The organism is Zobellia roscoffensis (assembly GCF_015330165.1).
Classification (GTDB): Bacteria; Bacteroidota; Bacteroidia; order Flavobacteriales; family Flavobacteriaceae; genus Zobellia; species Zobellia roscoffensis.
The window spans coordinates 94678-116554 of sequence record NZ_JADDXT010000002.1 but is presented as its reverse complement, the minus strand read 5'-3'; the positions used below and the strand labels follow the sequence as shown (position 1 = coordinate 116554).

Annotated in this window: 20 protein-coding genes; 6 read left to right on the top strand and 14 right to left on the bottom strand. The window is 35.1% G+C overall.

Features of this window, described 5'->3' with window-relative positions; translation table 11 throughout:
• Positions 1-22 precede the first annotated feature (22 nt).
• Positions 23-928 carry an aldose epimerase family protein gene (locus IWC72_RS00505; protein ID WP_194528478.1) on the bottom strand — a complete coding sequence of 302 codons (906 nt, stop codon included), beginning with the start codon at positions 926-928 and terminating at the stop codon, positions 23-25.
• A 107-nt stretch (positions 929-1035) separates the two neighbouring features.
• Here IWC72_RS00505 and IWC72_RS00500 point away from each other — a divergent pair, with 107 nt between their 5' ends.
• From IWC72_RS00500 to IWC72_RS00490, 3 genes are read left to right on the top strand one after another with little or no spacing between them, the layout of a single operon-like run.
• Positions 1036-1578: an RNA polymerase sigma factor gene (locus IWC72_RS00500; protein ID WP_194524312.1), complete on the top strand. Its 543-nt coding sequence runs from the start codon at positions 1036-1038 to the stop codon at positions 1576-1578.
• On the top strand, positions 1562-2146 hold the full coding sequence (locus tag IWC72_RS00495; RefSeq protein ID WP_194524311.1) for a hypothetical protein: 585 nt from the start codon (positions 1562-1564) through the stop codon (positions 2144-2146). The genes IWC72_RS00500 and IWC72_RS00495 overlap by 17 nt, the downstream gene beginning before the upstream one ends.
• A complete protein-coding gene (locus tag IWC72_RS00490) occupies positions 2118-3518 on the top strand; it encodes a hypothetical protein (protein WP_194528477.1) in 1401 nt (466 codons plus the stop codon). Before IWC72_RS00495 ends, IWC72_RS00490 begins: the two co-directional genes overlap by 29 nt.
• Before the next feature lie 86 nt (positions 3519-3604).
• Here IWC72_RS00490 and msrA read toward each other — a convergent pair whose 3' ends face one another.
• Positions 3605-4288: a peptide-methionine (S)-S-oxide reductase MsrA gene (gene msrA, locus IWC72_RS00485; protein WP_194524309.1), complete on the bottom strand. Its 684-nt coding sequence runs from the start codon at positions 4286-4288 to the stop codon at positions 3605-3607.
• 120 nt (positions 4289-4408) lie between these two features.
• Positions 4409-5431 carry a malectin domain-containing carbohydrate-binding protein gene (locus tag IWC72_RS00480; protein WP_194528476.1) on the bottom strand — a complete coding sequence of 341 codons (1023 nt, stop codon included), beginning with the start codon at positions 5429-5431 and terminating at the stop codon, positions 4409-4411.
• A gap of 507 nt (positions 5432-5938) precedes the next feature.
• Here IWC72_RS00480 and IWC72_RS00475 point away from each other — a divergent pair.
• The 3 genes from IWC72_RS00475 (at position 5939) to IWC72_RS00465 (ending at position 7586) form a co-directional block, all read left to right on the top strand.
• Positions 5939-6178 (top strand): hypothetical protein, encoded by a 240-nt coding sequence (locus IWC72_RS00475; protein ID WP_194528475.1) that lies wholly within the window; start codon positions 5939-5941, stop codon positions 6176-6178.
• Positions 6179-6898: 720 nt separating this feature from the next.
• Entirely contained in the window at positions 6899-7138 is a 240-nt protein-coding gene (locus IWC72_RS00470) for a hypothetical protein (protein WP_194528474.1), read from the top strand.
• Between the two features lie 193 nt (positions 7139-7331).
• A complete protein-coding gene (locus tag IWC72_RS00465) occupies positions 7332-7586 on the top strand; it encodes a hypothetical protein (RefSeq protein WP_194524306.1) in 255 nt (84 codons plus the stop codon).
• A gap of 147 nt (positions 7587-7733) precedes the next feature.
• Here the strand turns inward: IWC72_RS00465 and IWC72_RS00460 are convergent, their stop codons facing one another.
• The 11 genes from IWC72_RS00460 to IWC72_RS00410 all read right to left on the bottom strand — a co-directional run bounded on the left by IWC72_RS00460 (position 7734) and on the right by IWC72_RS00410 (position 21864).
• Positions 7734-8714 carry a sensor histidine kinase gene (locus IWC72_RS00460; protein WP_226979455.1) on the bottom strand — a complete coding sequence of 327 codons (981 nt, stop codon included), beginning with the start codon at positions 8712-8714 and terminating at the stop codon, positions 7734-7736.
• Between the two features lie 369 nt (positions 8715-9083).
• Entirely contained in the window at positions 9084-10475 is a 1392-nt protein-coding gene (locus IWC72_RS00455; protein WP_194528472.1) for a Gfo/Idh/MocA family oxidoreductase, read from the bottom strand.
• A 74-nt stretch (positions 10476-10549) separates the two neighbouring features.
• Positions 10550-11758 carry a sensor histidine kinase gene (locus IWC72_RS00450; RefSeq protein ID WP_194528471.1) on the bottom strand — a complete coding sequence of 403 codons (1209 nt, stop codon included), beginning with the start codon at positions 11756-11758 and terminating at the stop codon, positions 10550-10552.
• Between the two features lie 235 nt (positions 11759-11993).
• Positions 11994-13202 (bottom strand): sensor histidine kinase, encoded by a 1209-nt coding sequence (locus IWC72_RS00445; RefSeq protein WP_194528470.1) that lies wholly within the window; start codon positions 13200-13202, stop codon positions 11994-11996.
• Between the two features lie 302 nt (positions 13203-13504).
• Positions 13505-16867 (bottom strand): preprotein translocase subunit SecA, encoded by a 3363-nt coding sequence (gene secA, locus IWC72_RS00440; RefSeq protein ID WP_194528469.1) that lies wholly within the window; start codon positions 16865-16867, stop codon positions 13505-13507.
• Positions 16868-17065: 198 nt separating this feature from the next.
• Positions 17066-17290: a DUF2795 domain-containing protein gene (locus tag IWC72_RS00435; protein ID WP_013994285.1), complete on the bottom strand. Its 225-nt coding sequence runs from the start codon at positions 17288-17290 to the stop codon at positions 17066-17068.
• 171 nt (positions 17291-17461) lie between these two features.
• Positions 17462-18046 carry a cob(I)yrinic acid a,c-diamide adenosyltransferase gene (locus tag IWC72_RS00430; RefSeq protein WP_194528468.1) on the bottom strand — a complete coding sequence of 195 codons (585 nt, stop codon included), beginning with the start codon at positions 18044-18046 and terminating at the stop codon, positions 17462-17464.
• A 37-nt stretch (positions 18047-18083) separates the two neighbouring features.
• Complete coding sequence (locus IWC72_RS00425) at positions 18084-18248, bottom strand: hypothetical protein (protein WP_194524299.1); 165 nt, start codon at positions 18246-18248, stop codon at positions 18084-18086.
• Positions 18249-18275: 27 nt separating this feature from the next.
• Entirely contained in the window at positions 18276-18635 is a 360-nt protein-coding gene (locus IWC72_RS00420; protein WP_194524298.1) for a hypothetical protein, read from the bottom strand.
• Positions 18636-18800: 165 nt separating this feature from the next.
• The gene (locus IWC72_RS00415; RefSeq protein WP_194528467.1) at positions 18801-20681 is read right to left on the bottom strand and encodes an ABC-F family ATP-binding cassette domain-containing protein; all 1881 of its coding nucleotides are present in this window, start codon (positions 20679-20681) and stop codon (positions 18801-18803) included.
• A gap of 4 nt (positions 20682-20685) precedes the next feature.
• Positions 20686-21864, bottom strand: coding sequence for an Lnb N-terminal periplasmic domain-containing protein (locus tag IWC72_RS00410; RefSeq protein ID WP_194528466.1), 1179 nt, complete (start codon positions 21862-21864; stop codon positions 20686-20688).
• Between the last annotated feature and the right edge of the window lie 13 nt (positions 21865-21877).

Here is a 21877-nt window from a genome sequence, read left to right as displayed (position 1 = left end):
ATTTCTTAGGGCTTTTTTTATGCTATTTAACCGAAAAGTGATACTGGGCTATGTTTCTGTATTTTTCTCCAGGTTTTAATACTGAACTAGGAAAATTAGGCTGATTGGGGGCATCGGGAAAGTTTTGTGTCTCAAAACAGATACCGGGAAATTCTGGAGGTGTATAGACAATTAGCGCAGGCTGGTTGGTTTGTATGGTCATGATAATTCCAGATTTTTTAGAGCTAACTCTGGCAGCTAAATTGGTTTTTGGATGAATGGCAAAGGGTAAATCTAAAGGTGTACTACCCAAACGTCTTTCCTCTAGAAAATTATAGGGGGTTCCTTTTACGGATACAAACTTTCCTGTAGGCAGCTGGTTTGTATTACTTTCTGTAAAGTGTGTACAATTCATTTGTAACAGATAGTCTTCTATGCCCTCTTCTTTATCTAGTTTAAAATAAGAATGATTAGTAAGGTTTAGTACCGTTGTACGGTCTGTTTCTGCCTTATGTTCAATAATTAAAGCATTGTCTTTTATCTTATAAGTCAAGGTCACTTTTAAATTTCCAGGATACCCTTCTTCTAAATGCTTACTGAAATAGGACAGTTTTATAAAAGGTTCGGGACCATTATTTACCTCTTCAAACTTCCAGGTCTTTTGTGCAAAACCCTGTTTTCCTCCGTGTAAATGAACTCCATTTAAGTTATGCAGAGGATAGCTTTCTTGGTCCAAGACAAAACCACCTTTAGAGATTCTTCCTGCATATCTGCCCACACAAGCCCCTAAGCACTTTTTGTCATTTTTATAAGCGCTAGGGTAGTTAAGGCCCACAACCACATTAGTGTAGTTTCCGTCTTTACCTTTAACTAATAATTTTTGAATGACAGCACCGTAATCTAGAACGATTAAGATGATATTTTCGGTTTGTATTGTAACTTGTTTCAAATGGCTATAATTAAAATCTTGACAAAATTATGAGTTTTTTGCAACACAAGAGTATTTCTTTCGTCCTTATAATAGAACAGATCTAAAACTGACAACGAAACCAACCAATGTTTCAGATTGATTTAGTAGAACAATGTAAAAAGAATAACAGGAAGGGACAGATGCAACTGTACCGGCAGTACTGTGATGGTATGTTCTGCGTTGCAATGCGGTATGTAAAAAATACCAAAGATGCTGAAGATGTTTTACAAGAATCTTTTATAAAAGCCTTTCAAAAAATAGAACAATATGAGGGGAATGTTACGTTTGGTGCATGGCTTAAAAAAATTGTAATAAATAAGAGTATAGATTTTCTGAAATCTAAAAAACATCAAACTGTTCCGTTTCAAGAAAGCCATATGCCTCTAGAGGAAGATGACAATTGGAATGTAAATGATGATATCACTTTAAATAATATTAAATGTGCGATGGAAGAATTGCCTGAAAAATATAAATATGTAGTTATGATGTATTTGATGGAAGGATATGACCACAGTGAAATATCCCAAATATTAGACCTGACGGAAACTACTTGTAGAACTAGGCTTTTGAGGGGGAAAGGGTATTTAAAACAGTTATTGAAAGAGAAGAATTATGGCGCAAGACATTAGAAAACTTTTCGAAATCGAGGATGAGAAGGAAAACCCTAAATTAAGGAATGGCCATGAAGAGCGATTTCTTAAAAGATTAGGAACGGAATTGCCACAAGAGAAAAGAAAAACATTGCCTTATATAAAGATAGCAGCTTCCATTCTTTTTCTATTAGGATTGGGAGTTTACTTTATTGGGGGTGAAAAGGCCTCTGGTCCAGAGGCGGTTATTGTTGAGAAGCAACCAAAGGCTAAACCGGCAGAAAGCCTATCCTTGGGAGACCTTTCTCCTGATTTAAAAAAAGTAGAGAACTATTATATGGCTAGTATAAATTTGGAGATTTCGGGGCTCGAGGTATCAGATAAGAACAAAGCACTGATAGATAGTTTTATGGGTGAATTGAAAGAATTGAATGAGGAATATGGTAGGCTGAGCGAGGAATTGAATGAAATAGGACCTAATAATCAGACCATTACAGCAATGGTGAAGAATCTTCAATTGCGTTTACAGTTATTGCATAGGTTGAAAGAAAAAATAAATCAGTTAAAATCATCAAAAAATGAAGCAGTTACAGAGACTAATGTTTAAGTCCCTGATGGTTGTCCTATGTCTCATCAGCATAGGGGCCAATGGGCAAACAAAAGAGAGGGTATATTCAGAAAATTTTAAGGTTGTAGATAATGCCGTTCTAGATATTAATACCAGTTATGCCGATATTGAGTTTGACACATGGAGTAAAAACCAAGTGAGTATTGAAACTACAGTTCAACTAGAAGGGGCAACAGATAAAGAGGCGGAAGCCTATTTTGAAAAAGGAGGTTTTTCTATTACGGGAAATAGTAGAGAAATAACTATTACAACTCAGAGTGATAATGCATGGCAAGGTCCTTCTTTTATAGATATGGAGGATTTAAATATTGAAATGCCCGAGTTTGACTTTGACTTCTCGGAATTAGTAGCGATGCCCATGCCTCCTGAACCTCCAATGCCACCAGCACCAAACCCTAATTTTGATCATGAGGCTTTTGAAAAAGAAGGGGAGGCCTACCTTAAAAGATGGCAAGAGGGTTTTCAGAAGAATTTTGGAGAACCTTATCAGAAAAAGATGGAGGAGTGGCATCAAAAAATGGAAGTAAAACATAAGGAGATTAACGAACGACGCGAAAAGGAGTTTGAGCAACGAATGGAAGCTCATAACGAACATATGAGAGGTAAGTTAGAAAGGAAAGCAGAACAGAAGAAAAGAAAGGCTGTAGTCATAAAAGAACGGATGGAGGCAAAAATGGAACATGAGCATAATGATGAACACTCCCTAAATACTTTTTATTTTAAGAGTAAGGGAGAAAATAAGAAGTTTAAGATAAAGAAAACCATAAAGATTAGAATGCCAAAATCAACTAAGATTAAAATGAATGTGCGCCATGGAGAGGTCAAACTTGCAGAGCATACAAGTAATATAAATGCTACGCTATCACATGCTAAATTATATGCGGCAACTATAGATGGTAATGAAACCAAAGTAATGGTTTCGTATTCTCCTATTCGTGTTGAAAAGTGGAATTATGGTCAATTGCAGGCAAATTATTCAGAAAATGTTGATTTAGATGAAGTATTGAATCTTAGATTGAGTGCCAAGTCTTCCGAAGTAACTATTGAAAACTTGGTTAAAACAGCTTTTATAAATAACAGTTTTGGCCCCTTACTGATACGTACTATTGCAGAGGAATTTGAAACACTAGATGTTTCACTTCAAAATGCAGAATTTGTTTGTAGGCTGCCAAATAAAGAGGGAAATATTTATATGAATGGAACAGCATCTGAATTCGTAGTTCCTCCTAACTTAAAATTAGATAAAACTACAAATCATAATAGTGTGGTTTATAAGGGTAGTATAGGTAATAAGCAATCAGCTAAGTCCATCAATATCAATTCTCAGTATAGCGAAGTAATTCTTCAATAAATTTAGAATATCCCAAACGATGTTATTACCTTAAAAAAAACAGCCTCAAAGGGCTGCTTATTTTTAGTAGGAAAAAGATACTCGGTTTAATGAGTTTCATCTTTTAAATACTCTTTAAAATTTTGTTTAAAACGGTTCAGCCTTGGTACAGATACATTAGTAATGTATGAGTTATTAGGGTGTTTTCGCTCATAATCTTGGTGATAGTCCTCTGCATCGTAGAATTTTGTAAACCTGGTAACTTCTGTTGTAATAACATCCCCGTCATAAACGTCTTGGTCTTTTAAGGCTTTTATATAACCTTCAATAATCTGTTTTTCTTTGTCGTTTTTATAAAAAGCAACGGATCTATACTGGGCTCCGCGATCTGGTCCTTGTCTATTTAATGTGGTAGGGTCGTGAGAGCCAAAAAACACCTGGACTAAGGCTGTAAACGAAATAACTTTTGGGTCGTAATAAACTTTAACAGCTTCTGCATGGCTGGTCATACCACCGCCTACTTGTTCGTAGGTTGGGTCCTTTTCGGTGCCCCCAGAGTATCCTGAGACTACTTCTTTAACTCCTTTTACACTTTCAAATATCGCTTCTACACACCAAAAGCAGCCACTAGCAAAATATGCTGTTTCAAAATTTTCAAGATCTTGATTTGTTAGTTTTAATATTTCTGTTTTTGCTAAAGACTCTTGAATTGGTTTTTTCTTCTCAACATGTGATTGACAAGAAGTGCCCACTAAAAGGGATATAGCTAGGAGTATCGATTTAAACATCATTCTATTTTCTTTTAAGGAATTAGTATAATATATATACGATTCCTTACTGGTAAAGGTTCAAAAAAAATAGGTCTTCAGAGAATATTCTCTAAAGACCTATTAAAATTCAATTGAGTTTTTTTAATCTAAAACGACTTCTCCATTACCAAAAATTTCAATACCAGAAATTTTAGGCTTATTAACGGTAGCTTCAAAAGTAATTGTTAACTCACCATCTGCAACTTCAATATCGTACATACGGTTTCCAGCAGATAATGCGCCATGCTCTTTATAAAGATCATAACCTGTGAAAATTGCTTCATCTTCCATGGTAATATTAAAGATTCTGCGTCCTGTACCATCATCTTCACCTAATCCTTCAGGGTTTTGAACACCCCAATAAACTTCTGCAAAGTAGAGTTTAACCGTATATGTACCATCTGTAACAGGAATTTTATAGGAAAAAGGACCTTTAACATCTGTATTATCAGTTATTCTCTCTGTAGTATAGAGTTCAGGCATATCTGTATTCGTTATACTTGAAGCCTCTACATTAGGATTGTTATATGCTTCGGTAGGACCATCAAAATATTGGTCGGCAAGAAAAGTAACATCTCCAAAAGTTATTTCGTCTCCTCCACAATTGATTCTTAGTAAAGTAGGACCGGCTGCTTCTGTTGACTGTTCCGCTTCTTGTGCTGGATTCGATTGGTCTGGGTTAAAAGTGATATCTACAGTGCTCGTTAAGTCCGTACCATCTAATGTTCCGGATACTGTTATCGTTTCTTCAACTTCACCGCTTACAGTTGCGGTATATGTTCCATCTGCGTTATCAGTTATTTCAGATACTGTGGCTGATCCAGTAGCAGATAGTGCAACGGTACCTCCGCTTGCGCTTAGTTTTTTTCCATCGGTATCCGCTAATTGTACGGTTACGGTTGAAGTGCTTACTCCGTTAGCATGAGCAGCAGCTGTAGCATCTATAGTTGTATTTTCATTAGTAGGGTCCGCTACCTGTTCTGGGTCTGGATCCGGTTTCGGATCTGGGTCAACTTGTTCCTTGTCTGTTCCTCCGTCATCGCTGCTACATGCTGCAGGTATCATAATAAACGATACAAGTAACATTGAGAACAGAAAAAATCGTGTAATTAAATTACGTCTCATAATTAGTGATTTTAAATTAATCCATTTTCTTTTTCAAAAGAATGCGCAAATTATTCATTTAGATTTATCACTCCAATAATATTAACTAATAATCGACAAAAGTTAATTGTTGATCGTTCGTTCATCGATAGTTGCTGTAAGTGTAGTAATACATGTATCTTAAGTTTCTGCTACTCTTATGTAAGAAACCTATTAATGTAGGTAAATGGGCATTCTTGTTTATAACTATATATTTTATCTGAGTTATATAGGTGATACTAAATAGTTAAACCTTTATAATTACGACATTTTATTGAAAAATGATTTTTAGATATTGAAAAATGTATTTGTTTTCCGATTAAAAACACTTAATCTCGGTAAGGTGTTTTTAAGGTGGATTACGTTCATCGGTAGTTTTTTACACTTGAACCGAAGTCGTGCAGATAACCGAAAATTAGGTGTTCTTCAGCGAATGGAACCTAGGTAGGGTAGGGCTTGAGGCGTTTTATTTATATAAAACGTCAAGTCATGAAAACTATCGCAACTTTAATTTTTGTTCTTTTTATCGGAGTAACTGCTCAAGCTCAAACAGCTACTGAAGAGGTTAAAGTTGATACGATTGAAATGAGTATTGTTACTGAAACTTCTACTGAAGAAGTTAGCTTAGAAAATACAGTTGAGGTTGCACGTTTATACAAGAGGGATAATGCTAGAGTAACTAAGGCGCTTTCTTTTACTACAAAAAGAAACAAAGCTAAAATGGCTTAATGAATTATATTGTTTAATAGCTATAACTTTAAAACGCAAGACTGATTTTCGTTTTTCAGGAACAACTTTCTAAACTCCAATAGGTAAATTTTAGAGTGTTTTTTGCTATTCTTTACAGGTTTACGGTATCAATAAAGGCCTCTATATCTTCAAAGCTTTCCTTTTCGTTGTCATACCTGTCTATATGCATTAAGATGTATAGGATTATCTCCAATTGTTTTGAATTGTATTTGATCTAAAAGGGGATGAGGTCATTTCTAGAGTTTGGTGAGTTCAACCATACTATTGAAAAATGGGAAGCTAACAAAATGAGGTTAACGAGTCATAAGTTCAAATACTAAATCATCTTTGTTCATTAATATCCCAAATACCTTCTAATGGTTATACCGTATAATCGTAATAACCTTGGGGTTTTGTATTTTTCTTCTCTCTATGATATTATATAATGATGGATTATAAATTAACAAATTAGAAAAATCAAATAGAAGTAGAATATTGTATTAAGGGTATTATCGCTTTTTTGATGTATAAAAATTCACTTATTTTTCGACTAAAAACACTTAATCTCGGTAAGGTGTTTTTAAGGTGGATTACGTTCATCGGTGGTTTTTTACACTTGAACCGAAGTCGTGCAGATAACCGAAAATTAAGTGTTCTTCAGCGAATGAAACCTAGGTAGGATAGGGTCTGAGGCGTTTTATTTATATAAAACGTCAAGTCATGAAAACTATCGCAACTTTAATTTTTGTTCTTTTTATCGGAGTAACTGCTCAAGCTCAAACAGCTACTGAAGAGGTTAAAGTTGCTACGATTGAAATGAGTATTGTTACTGAAACTTCTACTGAAGAAGTTAGCTTAGAAAATACAGTCGAGGTTGCACGTTTATATAAGAGAGATAATGCTAGAGTAACTAAGGCACTTTCTTTTATTACAAAAAGAAACAAAGCTAAAATGGCTTAATCAATTGCTTTCTATTTTAAAGCTTTGAAATTTCCCATTTGTTTAAAACCAGTTTTTTTGTCATGAGTAAACTTCAGATAAACGCTTATTTGTTCTCGCTCTTTTCGGATGTCTAAAATTACTGTTGTTCAGCGATTTAAGATGAGTACTGTGACAGCATATAGTTATCTTTATAATACCCAAATTTTTATTTATGAAGCCTATTGTAATTGTGCTATTTGTTATAAACTTAGGAGTTTTTACTCCGGCAAACACAATAGTCAATGTTGAAAATCACGTTTTTAAAGTGGGTTATATTCTGGTTGATAGCCCTTATGATATTGAAATTATTAAGAAAAGTGAAATTAGTGCCAATAACAACTTAGTATGTTTGTACAAGTTAAAAGAATATAGAATAATGAAAGCTTTGACTTTTACCCCTCAAATAGATAAGCCGCTTTTAGTATAAATTTTAAAACACTTCCTATGATGTTATTTGTTCTATTAACAGTGATTGCTTTGATTTTGAGTCATATTCTTTTGTTCCCAAAGACAAAAGGAGTACTACGTTCTTTAAAATCTCCAGTAAAGAAATAGTATATTCTTTAGATAAGGCTTACGCAACACTCGTCACCTGATCTCTTATTTCCTTGAATTTTATAGTATAGTGTGTACCTTTTTGACTAAGATCCCGTATTATTGAGCCTTGCAGTTGGCGCGATAAATTGTGTATGAGTTTGAGTCCAAGAGATTTTGAGTTCTTATGAGTTATGTCTTCAGGAAAGCCCTGGCCATTATCTCCCAAATTTAAAATGAACTCATTATTGTCCGTTTTTCTAAGTTTAATGAGTATCTCCCCCTTACTTTCATCTACAATGCCATATTTAAGAGCGTTGGTGACGGTTTCGTTAATTAATAGGCCTAGAGGTATAGCAGTGTCTATATTCAATTTTACATTAGGTATATCTATGTTTAAAGTAATGTTACTACTAGTTCCTTTAATGGATCGCACTAAATATTCTGCAAGTTCTTGTACGTAAGATTTATATTCAATTTTAGATAAATCTTCTCGCATATAGAGCATTTCATGTACTATAGCCATAGTAATTACTCGGTTTTGACTGCTTTTTAAAAGACTCTTAACGTCTTTATCTACAATGCTTCTAGATTGAAGACTTAGTAAACTAGAAACAGTCTGCAGGTTATTTTTTACCCTATGATGAACTTCTTTTATTAAAGTTTCTTTTTCGCGTATTTTTTCTTCTAGTTCGTTCTTGGTTTTATATAAATTATGATGCGCCTGTAATAAGTTCTTTCCAAAAACACCACCAAGTAGATATACAGAAAATAATACACTAAGTAAGGCAAATAGATTTTTTGAATCTTCAGGCACCGCATTTTTCACAAAGTTGAAATCGGCAACATTTTGCAGATAAATCAGCACAATAATTAATATATTCAAGTTAAGGTAAAGTGTACCGTACGCTTTGGTAGTAACATATCCCGCAACTACTATTAATGCTAATACAAAAATAAATGGGCTATTTATTCCCCCGCTGTATAGAGTTACTATGCTAGCTCCGGCTAGTGTCATCATTGAAACAACATTGTACGTAAGCGTAAGGCTCTTATGATATTTGTATAAAAGGATATTTATTAGATTTAAAATACCGAATGCAAGGAAAGTGCAGGGTATAACACCTTTAATGTTCAGGAAAAAATAGCATATCGCGGCAAAAATAAGAGAAAATACAGATGAGTAGTAATTGACTTTTAGTACTAGTCTTACCTTACTTTTTAGTTTTTTTTCTAAATCGGTACTTTGCTGCATAGAAGGCAATCTATTTTTTCTCTTTCGTAACTATAGGTGACAAATTTCTTAGTGAGGTAAATCTAAATAGGTTTTATCGTACAATCAACAATAGTAAGTTAAATACTACCTTTTTAGCAAAGTATTTAACATTTTTCAACGTTTTTTTTGAGGTTTTAAATCCGTAAGTTGCGAAATCTGTATTACTTTTTTTTGTTCAATACTGCGTCTTGCTCCAATACCAATGAGAATAGACATAGCTCCATCTCTTATGCCTGCAGTTCTGCCATAAGGATCTTCTGTATCTGTGGTCTTGAATATTTTGTCTTGCAAACGTTTGTCACCACCACCGTGCCCCTTTTTTTCCATAGGAACTTGTATGGTTTCGTGTTCGTGCCAAAGTTTATGCACTATAATAGGCTCGTAAGATAGCTCTTCTTTATTGGTTTGTGCCATTTCATTAGTATGTTTCTCGGCTTCGGAAATGGTATTGATTTTATGGTATGGTATATCCTGTGAAGCTTCAATACGTCCTTTTGTACCGTTAAATGCCACCCTCCAGCCTTCAAAGGGAGAGTAGGTGGTAAGCGAATAATTGAGGGTGGTATTATCTGCATACTTTACTTGGGCAGACATTTTATCATATATATCTATGTCTTCTCGGAATAAGCAATTATCCCGTATGTATCCATCTTCATGTTCGTGATCAACATAAAGTTCCTTCATAAATTCGTCTTGAGAAATATCCCAATAAAAATCACACTCTTTAGCATGATTACAGTTTCGGCAATTATCTCCTCTAAAAGGGCCATTTTTTCCGTAGAACTCTAAATCTCCATAGGCGAATACTTCGTTAGGTTCGGAGTCTATCCACCAATTTAATAAATCAAAATGATGCGTGGCCTTGTGAACCCAAAGAGAGCCGCTGCTTCCCATTTCTCCATGCCATCTTCTAAAGTATGAAGCACCATGGTAGGTATTCAGGTACCAATTAAAATCTACAGAGACTAAATCGCCAATAGTCTTGTTCATCAAGAGTTCCTTAATTTTTGTAGCATAAGGACTCCATCTATAATTGAAACCAACAATTAAGTTTTTATTTGACTTTTTTTCGGCATCTAAAATAGCTTGGCATTTTGTTTCATCTACTGTTAGAGGTTTTTCTGTGAGTACATCACACCCCATTTCTAGACCTTTTATTATAAATTGATGATGGGTGGAATCTTTGGTAGTAACGATGATGAGATCTGGGCGCGTGTCTTTCACCATTTTCTCAAAATCAGTGAAAATAGGACATGAAACAGCTATGTATTTTTTACCGTAAGCAAGTCTACTTTCATTTATATCCGAAAGGCCTACAAATTCTATAATATCTGAATATTGATCCACTAATCTTTTTCCCCAAAATGTAATACCGCGTATTCCGGTACCAACTAGGGCAATTTTTAGTTTTTTTGATGAACCAAAATTGAAGGCATGGAGGGGCAAAGCGGTACTTGCAGCTAACATACTGATTGAGGACAAAAAATTCCGGCGAGATTTTTTCATGTTTAAGGATACTAGTTCCCTTTAAAGGTATTGAATTTTAAAGAAAAACGAGCGGCCTATTGTTCTCTATAGATTTAACCATTTATTCCAGGTAGATGACGGTCCTTATCTTTAAAAGTGATGTGGTAGCCAGTTCCTTTGTTGGTTTGAATACGTGTAACAGAACCCCTTAATTGCCTACCTAGGTTATGCATAAGTTTAAGCCCTAGCGATTTGGTGGTCTTATGGTTTATTTCTTCTGGAAAACCTATTCCGTTGTCAGTAATATCTAGAAAATAACTGTGAGATTCTTTATTGTTTTCTTGGAGAAGAATATCTATTTGACCGGCCGTATTTTCCGGAAATCCGTATTTTAATGAATTTGTGACGGCTTCATTAATAAGTAAACCTAAGGGTATAGTTGTGTCTAAGCCAAGATTAACTTCTGGCATATCTATATTTATGGTAATATCAAGGTTTTTGCTGTTGGCCGATTTTATTAAGAAATCGGTAAGTTCTTTCAAGTAAGGCTTAAAAGCAATTTTAGATATATTGTTTTGCATATAAAGCATTTCGTGAATCATAGCCATAGAATTTATTCTAAGTTGACTGCTGATGGCGAGCTCTTTTATTTTATTGTTATCAGTGTTTTTGGATTGCAAACTTAGAAGGCTGGATACGGTCTGTAAATTGTTTTTTACTCTATGGTGAACCGTTCTAAGAAGGACTTCTTTTTCGGCTATGCCTGCTTCTATTTTTGATTTTGAAGCTTCTAATCTCTCATGGGTTAACAAAAGGTGTTTGCCAAAAACACCAAGCAATAAATAAGAACAAAAAACTATAGATATTAAGCTATACAGCTCTTTTGAGTTCTCAGGTATTTCATTAGTTACAGATCCGAATTCGGTTATGACGTAGATTCCAATAATTGCTAACAATACAATTGTTAAATATATTTTTCCGAAAATATGAGCTGTCATGTAGCCTCCCAAAATTATGATACTGAACACAAAAATAAACGGACTGTTAATACCTCCGCTATATATGGTTACGACAATAACGCCAATCAGGGATAAGCCAGAGCTAATTAATGAGGTGATGAGTAGTTTATTATATTTTTTATATAAAAACGTGTTAGTAAGGTTCAATATGGCATATAGAATGAATGTAGCTGGTATATAGCCTAAAACACCCATAGTATAAATTAAAAATATGCCTATTAAAAATGCCAGAGCAGATGAAGAGTATGCAAAGTTGATCAACAGCCTACTTTGGCTGTCTAATCTGCTTTGAATTATGTTCATATAAGGCATTACTATTATGGTTGAAGCAGAAGTAGGAGATTAGAATAGTAACAACATAGTTAATGTAACTATATCACAATTCTAAGGGATACATATTATAAAAAAGGTAAAGTTGGGGCTTCGGGTAGAAAACTACAATTTTATTATGAATTCTCTCTCTTTATGCGAAGGAAAAATCTAATTTAGAATAGAGAAAGATAAAATGGAAAATATTATGATAAGAGCAATATAGCACTTATGTGTTAAATTGACTTGCAATATCTTGAAATACTAGCTTATATGTTGTGCCTTCTTCTGTTGGAAGTCGTTCTATTGTACCTTGTAGTTGTCTTGCAAGATTGTGAATTAGTCTCAATCCTAACGTATTGGAGTTTTTGAAATCATAGTCTAAAGGAAAACCCGTCCCATTGTCGGCAATTTTAAGTATAAACTTGTTTTGATATCGCTTTTCAATCTCAATGGTTATTTTGCTTTCATCTACATCTCTAAACCCGTATTTAATGGAATTTGTTACAGTTTCATTAATCAATAGACCAAGAGGAATGGCGGTATCAATACTTAACAATGTATCTGGGATGTTAATGGTAACATCTATCTTTCTGTCTTTTTGCTCAACCGTTCGTAGAAGGTATTGGGTTAGCTCTTGAACGTAAGACCCAAATTCAATTTTAGAGAGATTATCCCGAACATATAGCATTTCATGAATCATAGCCATTGCCGTTACTCTGTTTTGACTGCTTTTGACCAATTCCTTTATTTGTTTATTAGGTGTATTTCTAGCTTGTAAGTTTAAAAGGCTAGAAACGGTTTGAAGATTGTTTTTAACCCTATGATGTACCTCTCGCAGCAGATTTTCTTTTTCGTCTACGCTTTTTTCAATTCTAGCTTTTGATTTGTAAAGATTGTGATGAGTGTGTAGCAAATTTTTGCCGAGAACACCACCCAATAAATAGACTGAAAATAGTATACTGATTAAGCTGAATAAATTTCTATAGGTCTCAGGAACCTCGTTCACTATGAAGTCAAAATTAGAATAATCAATTAGGTAAATGAAAATTATGGAGATTATAATAAGATAAAGGTAAATTTTACCAAAAACTCTTGTGGATATATAACCTGCAAGAACAATTAAGCCTAGAATAAAGATAAATGGACTATTGATACCACCACTAAATAGTGTAATTACAATAGTACTTAAAAATGAAAGTACCGAAGTAAAGATTGCCATTGTAGTTAGGTTCTTATGTTTATTAAAGGCAGCAATATTCAATAAATTTAGAACTAAATAGAAATAAAAAACATAAGGTATGGTTCCTTGCATATGAAATGCATACGAACAGATTAGCCCAATTATTAGGCTAAGAGCAGATGATATATAGTTGAACTTTAGGAGTAACTTGGTCTTGTCACTAATCCTGTTCAGACGTATTTTTGGCTTTCGCATGTATACTACTTTGGGTATTCATTTTCAAAAAAAGAAGTGAGCCCGCTTGATATATGCGACACTTCATTAGAGATACAGGCTGTTTTTGTTGTACAGAAAATGTATTTCTAGAAGTTAAATTCTGAACAAATTACAACTTTAATTGCTTAATTAACTGCAACTTAAGCTTTGGGGATAATTTATTCAAAGCCCTGCAATAGTAGATACTATAGTATTGAAGTAACGTTTTACTCGTTAAGCGGGCAAAAAAAACGGCAACTTATCTCTAAGTTACCGTTTAATATTGTAATAAGTGTTATTTGTTAATTCTCAATTAGAACCCATTCTCCGTTTTCGATAAGTGGTTCCGCTTGTTTGTATTTTACCGTTTTACTTTCACCAGACATTACATTTTTAATCGTAACTCTATCGTTACGCCCAATTTTTGGTCGTTCACGAACGATGGTCTCTGTAACTTGTGGACGTTGACCTTGTGTTTGTCCCGCTGCACGGTTCTGAGCAGCTAATTCATCGCTATTTGGAATTTCTTCTTTGCTGGTCTGAAGATTTTCCTTTGGTCTACTAACATTTCTAGCTTCCTGGATCTGATTAGGGTTTTCACTTGGCAATTCCCCTTTAAACAAGAAAGAAACTACTTCTTTGTTAACCTTGTTTATCATCTCTTTAAAAAGCTCAAAAGCTTCGAACTTATAAATCAATAAAGGGTCTTTTTGCTCATGAACAGCCAACTGAACAGATTGTTTTAATTCATCCATCTTACGCAAATGCGTTTTCCATGAATCGTCAATAATGGCTAGGGTTATATTTTTTTCAAAATCCGTTACTAATTGCTTTCCATTACTTTCGTAAGCGCTTTCTAAATTGGTAACCACATTAAGCGTTTTGATACCGTCCGTAAAAGGAACTACAATACGTTCAAACTTATTGGCACTATCTTCATAAACCTTCTTAATGACAGGAAATGCCGTAGCGGCATTACGCTCCATTTTTTCTTGATAATACTTATAAGCGTTAGAGTATACCTTATTGGCAATATCTTGAACACTCATTTTTGTAAAATCTGCTTCTGAAATTGGAGAGGTTATAGAGAAATACTTTATCAGCTCAAATTCAAAATTCTTATAATCACTTGCAGCTTTGTTGGTGTCGGCAATAACTTCACAAGTGTCATACACCATATTGGCGATATCAACTTTTAGACGTTCCCCTTGTATAGCGTGGCGTCTTCTTTTGTAGACAACTTCACGCTGGGCATTCATAACATCATCATATTCTAAAAGACGCTTACGAACACCAAAGTTGTTTTCTTCTACCTTTTTCTGTGCTCGCTCAATAGATTTGGTCATCATGGAGTGTTGAATAACTTCTCCATCTTCTAAGCCCATCTTGTCCATCATCTTAGCAACACGATCAGAGCCGAACAAACGCATTAGGTTGTCTTCTAACGACACATAGAACTGCGAGCTTCCAGGATCACCTTGACGACCAGAACGACCTCTTAACTGTCTATCAACACGTCTAGAATCATGTCTTTCTGTGCCTATAATAGCTAATCCGCCTGCTTTTTTAACTTCATCACTCAACTTAATATCTGTACCACGACCAGCCATGTTAGTTGCTATGGTAACAACACCAGGATTACCGGCCTCTGCAACTACGTCTGCTTCTTTTTTGTGAAGTTTTGCGTTCAGAACGTTGTGATTAACTTTTCTAATGGTAAGCATTCGGGATAACAACTCGGAAATTTCAACCGAAGTTGTACCTATCAAAACGGGTCTGCCTGCTTGAGAAAGTTTAGTGACTTCGTCAATAATGGCATTATATTTTTCTCGCTTGGTCTTGTATATTAAGTCATGTCTATCATCACGGGCAATAGGTCTGTTGGTTGGTATTTCCATAACATCCAGTTCATATATTTCCCAGAATTCACCTGCTTCGGTAACCGCCGTACCGGTCATACCGGACAGCTTGTTATACATTCTAAAATAGTTCTGTAGCGTAACGGTAGCAAAAGTTTGTGTAAGGGCTTCTATTTTTACATTCTCTTTCGCTTCAATAGCCTGGTGAAGTCCGTCTGAATAACGACGCCCGTCCATAATACGACCGGTTTGTTCATCAACTATCATCACCTTGTTATCCATTACCACATATTCCACATCTTTTTCGAAAAGCGTATAAGCTTTTAAAAGTTGGCTCATGGTATGAATACGCTCACTTTTTACTCCAAATTCTTTAAAAAGCTCTTCTTTAAGTTCGGCTTCTTTTTCAATGTCAAGATTCTGGTTTTCTATCTTGGCTATTTCTCCACCAATATCTGGCATTACAAAGAAATCTCTGTCTTGTTCCCCTGAGATGTAGCTTACACCTTTTTCAGTAAGCTCAATTTGATTGTTCTTTTCATCAATAACGAATAATAAGTCCTCGTCTACAACAGGCATTTCCCTGTTATTGTCCTGCATATAATAGTTTTCGGTCTTCTGGAGCAGCTGCTTAACACCTTCTTCGCTTAAAAACTTAATAAGTGCCTTATTCTTTGGAAGACCTCTATGTACACGTAACAATAAGAAACCACCGTCTTTGGTGTTTCCTTCTTGAATCAATTTTTTGGCTTCCGCCAAAACACCTGTTAGGTGTTGTCTCTGCTTGCTTACAATATCTCCAACCTTTGGTTTAAGGTCATTAAATTCATGACGGTCTCCTTCTGGTACCGGACCTGAAATAATAAGTGGCGTACGTGCATCATCTACCAAAACGGAATCCACCTCATCTACAATTGCGTAGTGGTGTGGGCGTTGTACCAAATCTTTTGGCGTATGTGCCATGTTGTCCCGTAGGTAGTCAAAACCAAATTCATTGTTTGTACCGTACGTAATGTCTGCATTGTAAGCAGCTCTTCTTCCTTCTGAATTAGGGCGGTGGTGATCAATACAGTCCACTGAAAGCCCGTGGAATTCAAAAATAGGGGCCATCCAAGCGCTATCTCTTTTTGCCAAATAATCGTTCACGGTAACCAAATGCGAGCCATGACCAGCTAAGGCATTAAGGTACAAGGGTAAGGTTGCCACTAAGGTTTTACCTTCACCGGTATGCATTTCCGAGATTTTACCTTGATGCAGAGCAATACCCCCTATCAACTGTACATCATAATGAATCATGTCCCAAGTAACCTCTTTACCTGCGGCGTTCCATGAGTTTTTCCAAATGGCATTATCTCCATCTAGAGTTACATAATCCTTTGAGCCGGATAATTCACGGTCGTATTCTGATGCAGTAACTTGTAAAGTTTCATTTTGGGTAAAACGTTTAGCTGTTTCCTTAACTACGGCAAAAGCAATGGGTAGAATCTCATTAAGTGTTTTTTCACTTACGTTATATGATTCTTCCTTGAGTTTATCTATTTCAGCGTAAATGTCTTCGTTCTTATCAATATCCGTAGACGCTTTTACTTCTTCTTCTAATTCACTTATCTTTTTTGTGAATTCGCTAATGTCTTCGGCTATTTTAAGCTTAAAAGTGTTAGTCTTCTCACGTAATTCATCATGACTTAACCCCTCTAATTGTTTTTCAAAAGACCTAATTTGTTCTACAAGAGGTTGTAGTTCTTTTACGTCTTTTTCGGATTTATCACCTACGAATACTTTTAATATCGAATTTAAAAAACTCATTTCTAGCTATTTAGTATTAGACCGTTTTTGAGAAATTGATTGCGGTAGGGCATTATTTCTACAATGTACCTGTAGTGTATTTCTTTGCAAAAGGTATTCCAGTTTGAAACCTATGTACATTTTACCTAAATGCCTGCCAAAATTACATAAAAAAAAAGCCTCGATAGAGACTTTTTTGTTTCAATTAACGTAATATTTCTAATATTCGTCCTCGTTCCAGAGATAATCTTCTTCTGTAGGGTAGTCTGGCCAGATTTCTTCGATGGATTCGTAAATCTCACCGCCTTCTTCTTCCATAGACTGAAGGTTCTCGACCACCTCAAGGGGCGCACCTGTACGGATTGAGTAATCTATCAATTCGTCTTTTGTTGCGGGCCAGGGTGCATCACTTAAATATGATGCTAGTTCTAATGTCCAATACATTTCAGTTATTCAATTTAAATTTTTGCAAAAATAATTTTTATATACACATAGCCAAGGAAATGAGGCTATTTTATCATCATTATTTTTGTATTAATAGTTTGATAACGAAGAATTAAACAAATTATTAGAGAATAGCAAATTAAACTGAAACAAATATTTTACAATCGTCCTTTATTTGTCCTTTTCTGTATTCTCTGGAATCCATTTTATTTCTTCCGCTTGTAAGTTTTTTGACAATATACGTGCCAATACAAATAAATAGTCGGAGAGTCTGTTTAAAAATAACAATACATTCTCGTTAAAAGGTTCATTTTCATACAGGAGTGTACTCATACGTTCTGCTCTTCGGCAAACCGTTCTGGAAATATGACAGTATGACACTGTGGTATGACCGCCAGGAAGAATAAAGTGTGTCATTTGGGGCAAAGCAGCATCCATTACATCTATTTTTTTTTCCAATAACTCAATGTCTTTCGCTGTTATTTCTGAAATGTTGAGGCGTTTTTTTCCGTTTTTAAGCGTCGCTTTTTCAGGGTCGGTAGCTAAAATTGCGCCTACAACAAATAGTTTTTCTTGAACTTTAGTCAACGTTTCTTTTGATCTACTATCTATTTCTTGATCCCTAATAAGGCCTATCCAAGAATTAAGCTCGTCTACGGTGCCATAACATTCTATGCGAACATGGTGCTTTTTAACCCTTGTGCCGCCTATTAGGGCGGTAGTGCCTTTATCACCTGTTTTGGTGTATATCTTCATTTTTAAGGGTTTACTTGGTGGAAGTAATTATAAATGATTACTCTTCTTGGTTGTTCTCTTTTTTAATCGATTCTTTACGCTCGTAAGTATCCATGAACTTGCGGGATTTTCGATCTTTGGATTGCCTACGATTGTTCATTGATATTAAAATGTATATGATAGCAAGAGCCCCTAGAATATAATAAATAGTATTGTTGTACATGATTGCAATTTAATCTAAAATTAGCGTTTAAATCCGAATTTTAAAATGCTCTTTTACTTGTTCCCTTCGAACGAAAATAGCTCCGCAATAAAACATATCAACCGTTACGGTTACTTTGGGATTTTGTTTTAAAGTTTTCCAAATAGCTTCATTTTGATCAGACAGGTAGATACCATCTATTAAAAGCATAGTATTGTTGTTGAGATTTTTCTCTTCAGAGATAATTTTTTTTGCTTGCTTGATTGCATCTTTAGGAAGAAAAATAATATCTGCTGCTGCCGTTACAAATTCAGTATTGGGAAAGTTTCTAAGGATTATTTCTCTTAAGCCAATTTCACTATCTGGAAGCATGATTCGCTTTGCTTCAAAATAAGCAATACTTTTCAAAAGAATATTTAAGCTTTTAGGGTTCTTGTATTTCTGTTGGGAATATAGGCATTTTGTGACGTAGCTATATATAAAAGGAGAGTGCACCCCATGTTGATTGGTTGATTTAGATAAGAATTTTAGACGTTTTCGTAACTTTTGCACGTAGAACTATTTTTGGCGGAATTACCCCTCCATTTGCGCAGAAAGTTCAAACCAACGTTCTGTCTTAGCGTCAATAGCTTCGTTGATTTCTTTTAAATCTATGGAAAGCTTATCTATATCTTCACCACTTAATGAACTATCAGCAAATTTGTTCTGGACGGTAACTTTTTTTGTTTCTAGTTTTTTAATGTCCTTCTCTAAATTATTATATTCTTTCTGTTCTAAATACGGTAGTTTAGTCTTAGGATTGCTCTGCTTCTGCTCGGACTTAGTTGCCGTTACTTCTTTTGTATTGGCCTTCTCTTCCCTGCTTTCCAGCACTTTACTGTCTTCGTATATTCTGAAATCAGAATAGTTTCCAGGAAAATCTTCTATAACGGCGTTCCCTCTAAAGATAAATAGGTGATCTACAATTTTATCCATGAAATACCGGTCGTGAGAAACCACAATTAAACACCCAGGAAAGTCTAAAAGGAAGCTTTCAAGAACATTTAGCGTAACAATATCCAAATCGTTGGTAGGTTCATCAAGAATTAAAAAATTAGGGTTTTGAATAAGAATTGTACATAAATACAATCGTTTTCTTTCTCCACCACTTAATTTATCTACAAAATCATACTGTTTTTTTCTGTCAAAAAGAAAGCGCTCCAATAGCTGTTGTGCAGAAATTTGGCGTCCTTTCATAAGAGGGATGAAATCTCCAAATTCGCGGATAACATCAATAACCTTTTGACCTTCTTTTATATTGATTCCTTTTTGGGTGTAATAACCAAATTTAATGGTATCGCCCACAATGACCTTTCCAGCATCCGGTTGGTCCGATCCGGTTACAATATTCAAAAATGTGGATTTGCCTGTTCCGTTTTTACCTATAATTCCTATGCGTTCTCCTTTAGTGAACGTATAATCAAACTTATCTAAAATAGGTTTTCCGGGATATGATTTTACAAGTTTGTGAAGTTCAAGAATCTTACTGCCCACACGCTCCATATTAATTTCTAGCTGAACCTCGTGGTCATTCCTGCGTTGGCTAGCTTTTTCTTTTATGGCACTAAAATCATCTATTCGTGATTTTGATTTAGTGGTACGTGCTTTAGGTTGCTTTCGCATCCATTCCAATTCTTTTTTAAAAAGACGTTCGGATTTATGTTGTTCAACAGATTCTTGCTCAATACGGGCCTCTCTTTTATCTAGGTAATATGAGTAATTGCCTTTATAGGGGTAAAGTTGGCCGTTTTCCAGTTCTATAATTTCATTACATACTCTTTCTAAGAAGTAGCGGTCGTGCGTTACCATAAAGAGACTAATATTCTCTTTGGCAAAGTATTCCTCTAGCCACTCTATCATTTCAAGATCTAAGTGGTTGGTAGGTTCATCAAGAACTAATAAATCCGGTTTATTTATGATGGCATTGGCCAATGATAAACGCTTTTTCTGTCCACCAGAAAGTAAACCTACCTTAGCATTTAAATCATCTAATTTTAACTTATAAAGGATTTGTTTGTAGAGTGTTTCAAAATCCCAAGCATCAAAACGATCCATTGCTTCAAAAGCAGTTTGGTACGCATCTGCATCTTCTGTATTGTGCAATGCCTTTTCGTAGGCATTTATCACCTGAAGTATTTCATTGTCCGATGCAAAAATAGTCTGCTCTACCGTTAAATCAGGATTAAAATCTGGTTCTTGGTCCAAAAATGAAACACGAATACCTTTTCGGTAATTCACTTGACCGGAATCTGGACTATCCAAACCGGACATTATATTTAAGATGGATGTTTTTCCTGTTCCGTTTTTAGCTATCAAAGCAATTTTCTGGCCTTTATTGATACCAAAGGAAAGATCACTGAACAAGACACGCTCGCCATATGATTTTGAAATATTTTCAACTGTAAGTAAGTTCATGCAATTATGCGATTTTTGGCTTGTGATAAGACCAGAATAAAAATAAATACCGTGCGATAAGGGCTGCCCAAATAGCCAATATCAAAGGGGAAAAAAGCTGTACACCCAACATCCATAAAAGTCCCGAGATAATAATCAACCCGGCTAGGAAAATAGCGTATTTGGCAATCCAATTGGGACCTCTCTTTTGAGCAACTACAAAAGCTATAATTAGGTTTGGCGGAAATGCCCACAAGAAATTAAAATTACCGGCAGTGGCACTATGGTCCGTAAAAAACCAAAGAAAAATGATAAGCAGACCTATAAGTCCGGTGGAGAAAAACAGGGTAAAATCCAGCCACCTTCTTCGGGTATTATTCTTGAAATCAAAATAAGTTAAAGTTAATACTACAATCAGGAATACAATTAACCAGAGTTCTGGAGAAAGAAAAAAGTTGGAACTAGATTCTTTAGGCGCCTGTTTAAGTAACGCCTTGGACTGTGCTACTAAAGGTTTACCATTTAGTTTGGCTACGTTTAGCTGTTCTAGAATATAATCCGGTAAGAACATATGTTCTTTGGCGGTGGCAACATCGTCTATTACCGAACCCAGCGCTAGGTCTATACCAAAACCGGACCATGAATTTATTTTAACCTTTTGGCGTATCAGTTGCCGGTGCGTATACAATTCGTTCAGGTAATTTTTATCAAAAATGAGTTTATCACCATAAACCTCTTTAAGTATGTCCCATATTTTTGTGGCACAGTTGTTATAGAAAAAATCGTATTTATAATCCCTGTTTTCCGGAAGGTAATTATTTTCAAGAAAATTGAAAAGCTCTTGGCGTTCGATCAGTGTTAACTCCAGTTTTTGGCTTTTTACCCAACGATTTTCATACTTATATTCTTTTAAAAAATAGGGAAAACTTTGTCTGGCAAGTGTGTAATCCAATTTTCCACGGGTAAATTTCATGTAAAAATTAGGCGTGGTAAAATCAAACGTACCATAATTGTAAATAGCGTTAATACCTAGGCTAGAATCTTCAATCCGGATGGCACTATGTCCAAAGGTTGAGTACAGTTCGCTACCAGGGCCACAGGTAATCACGCTTATTTTGGATAAGGGAGTCAATTCAGGTGCTTGGGCAGCGCCCAAAACCGAAAAGCTGAAAAGTAATATGAAGAGTAATTTTTTCAATTCCATTTCTGTTTTTACT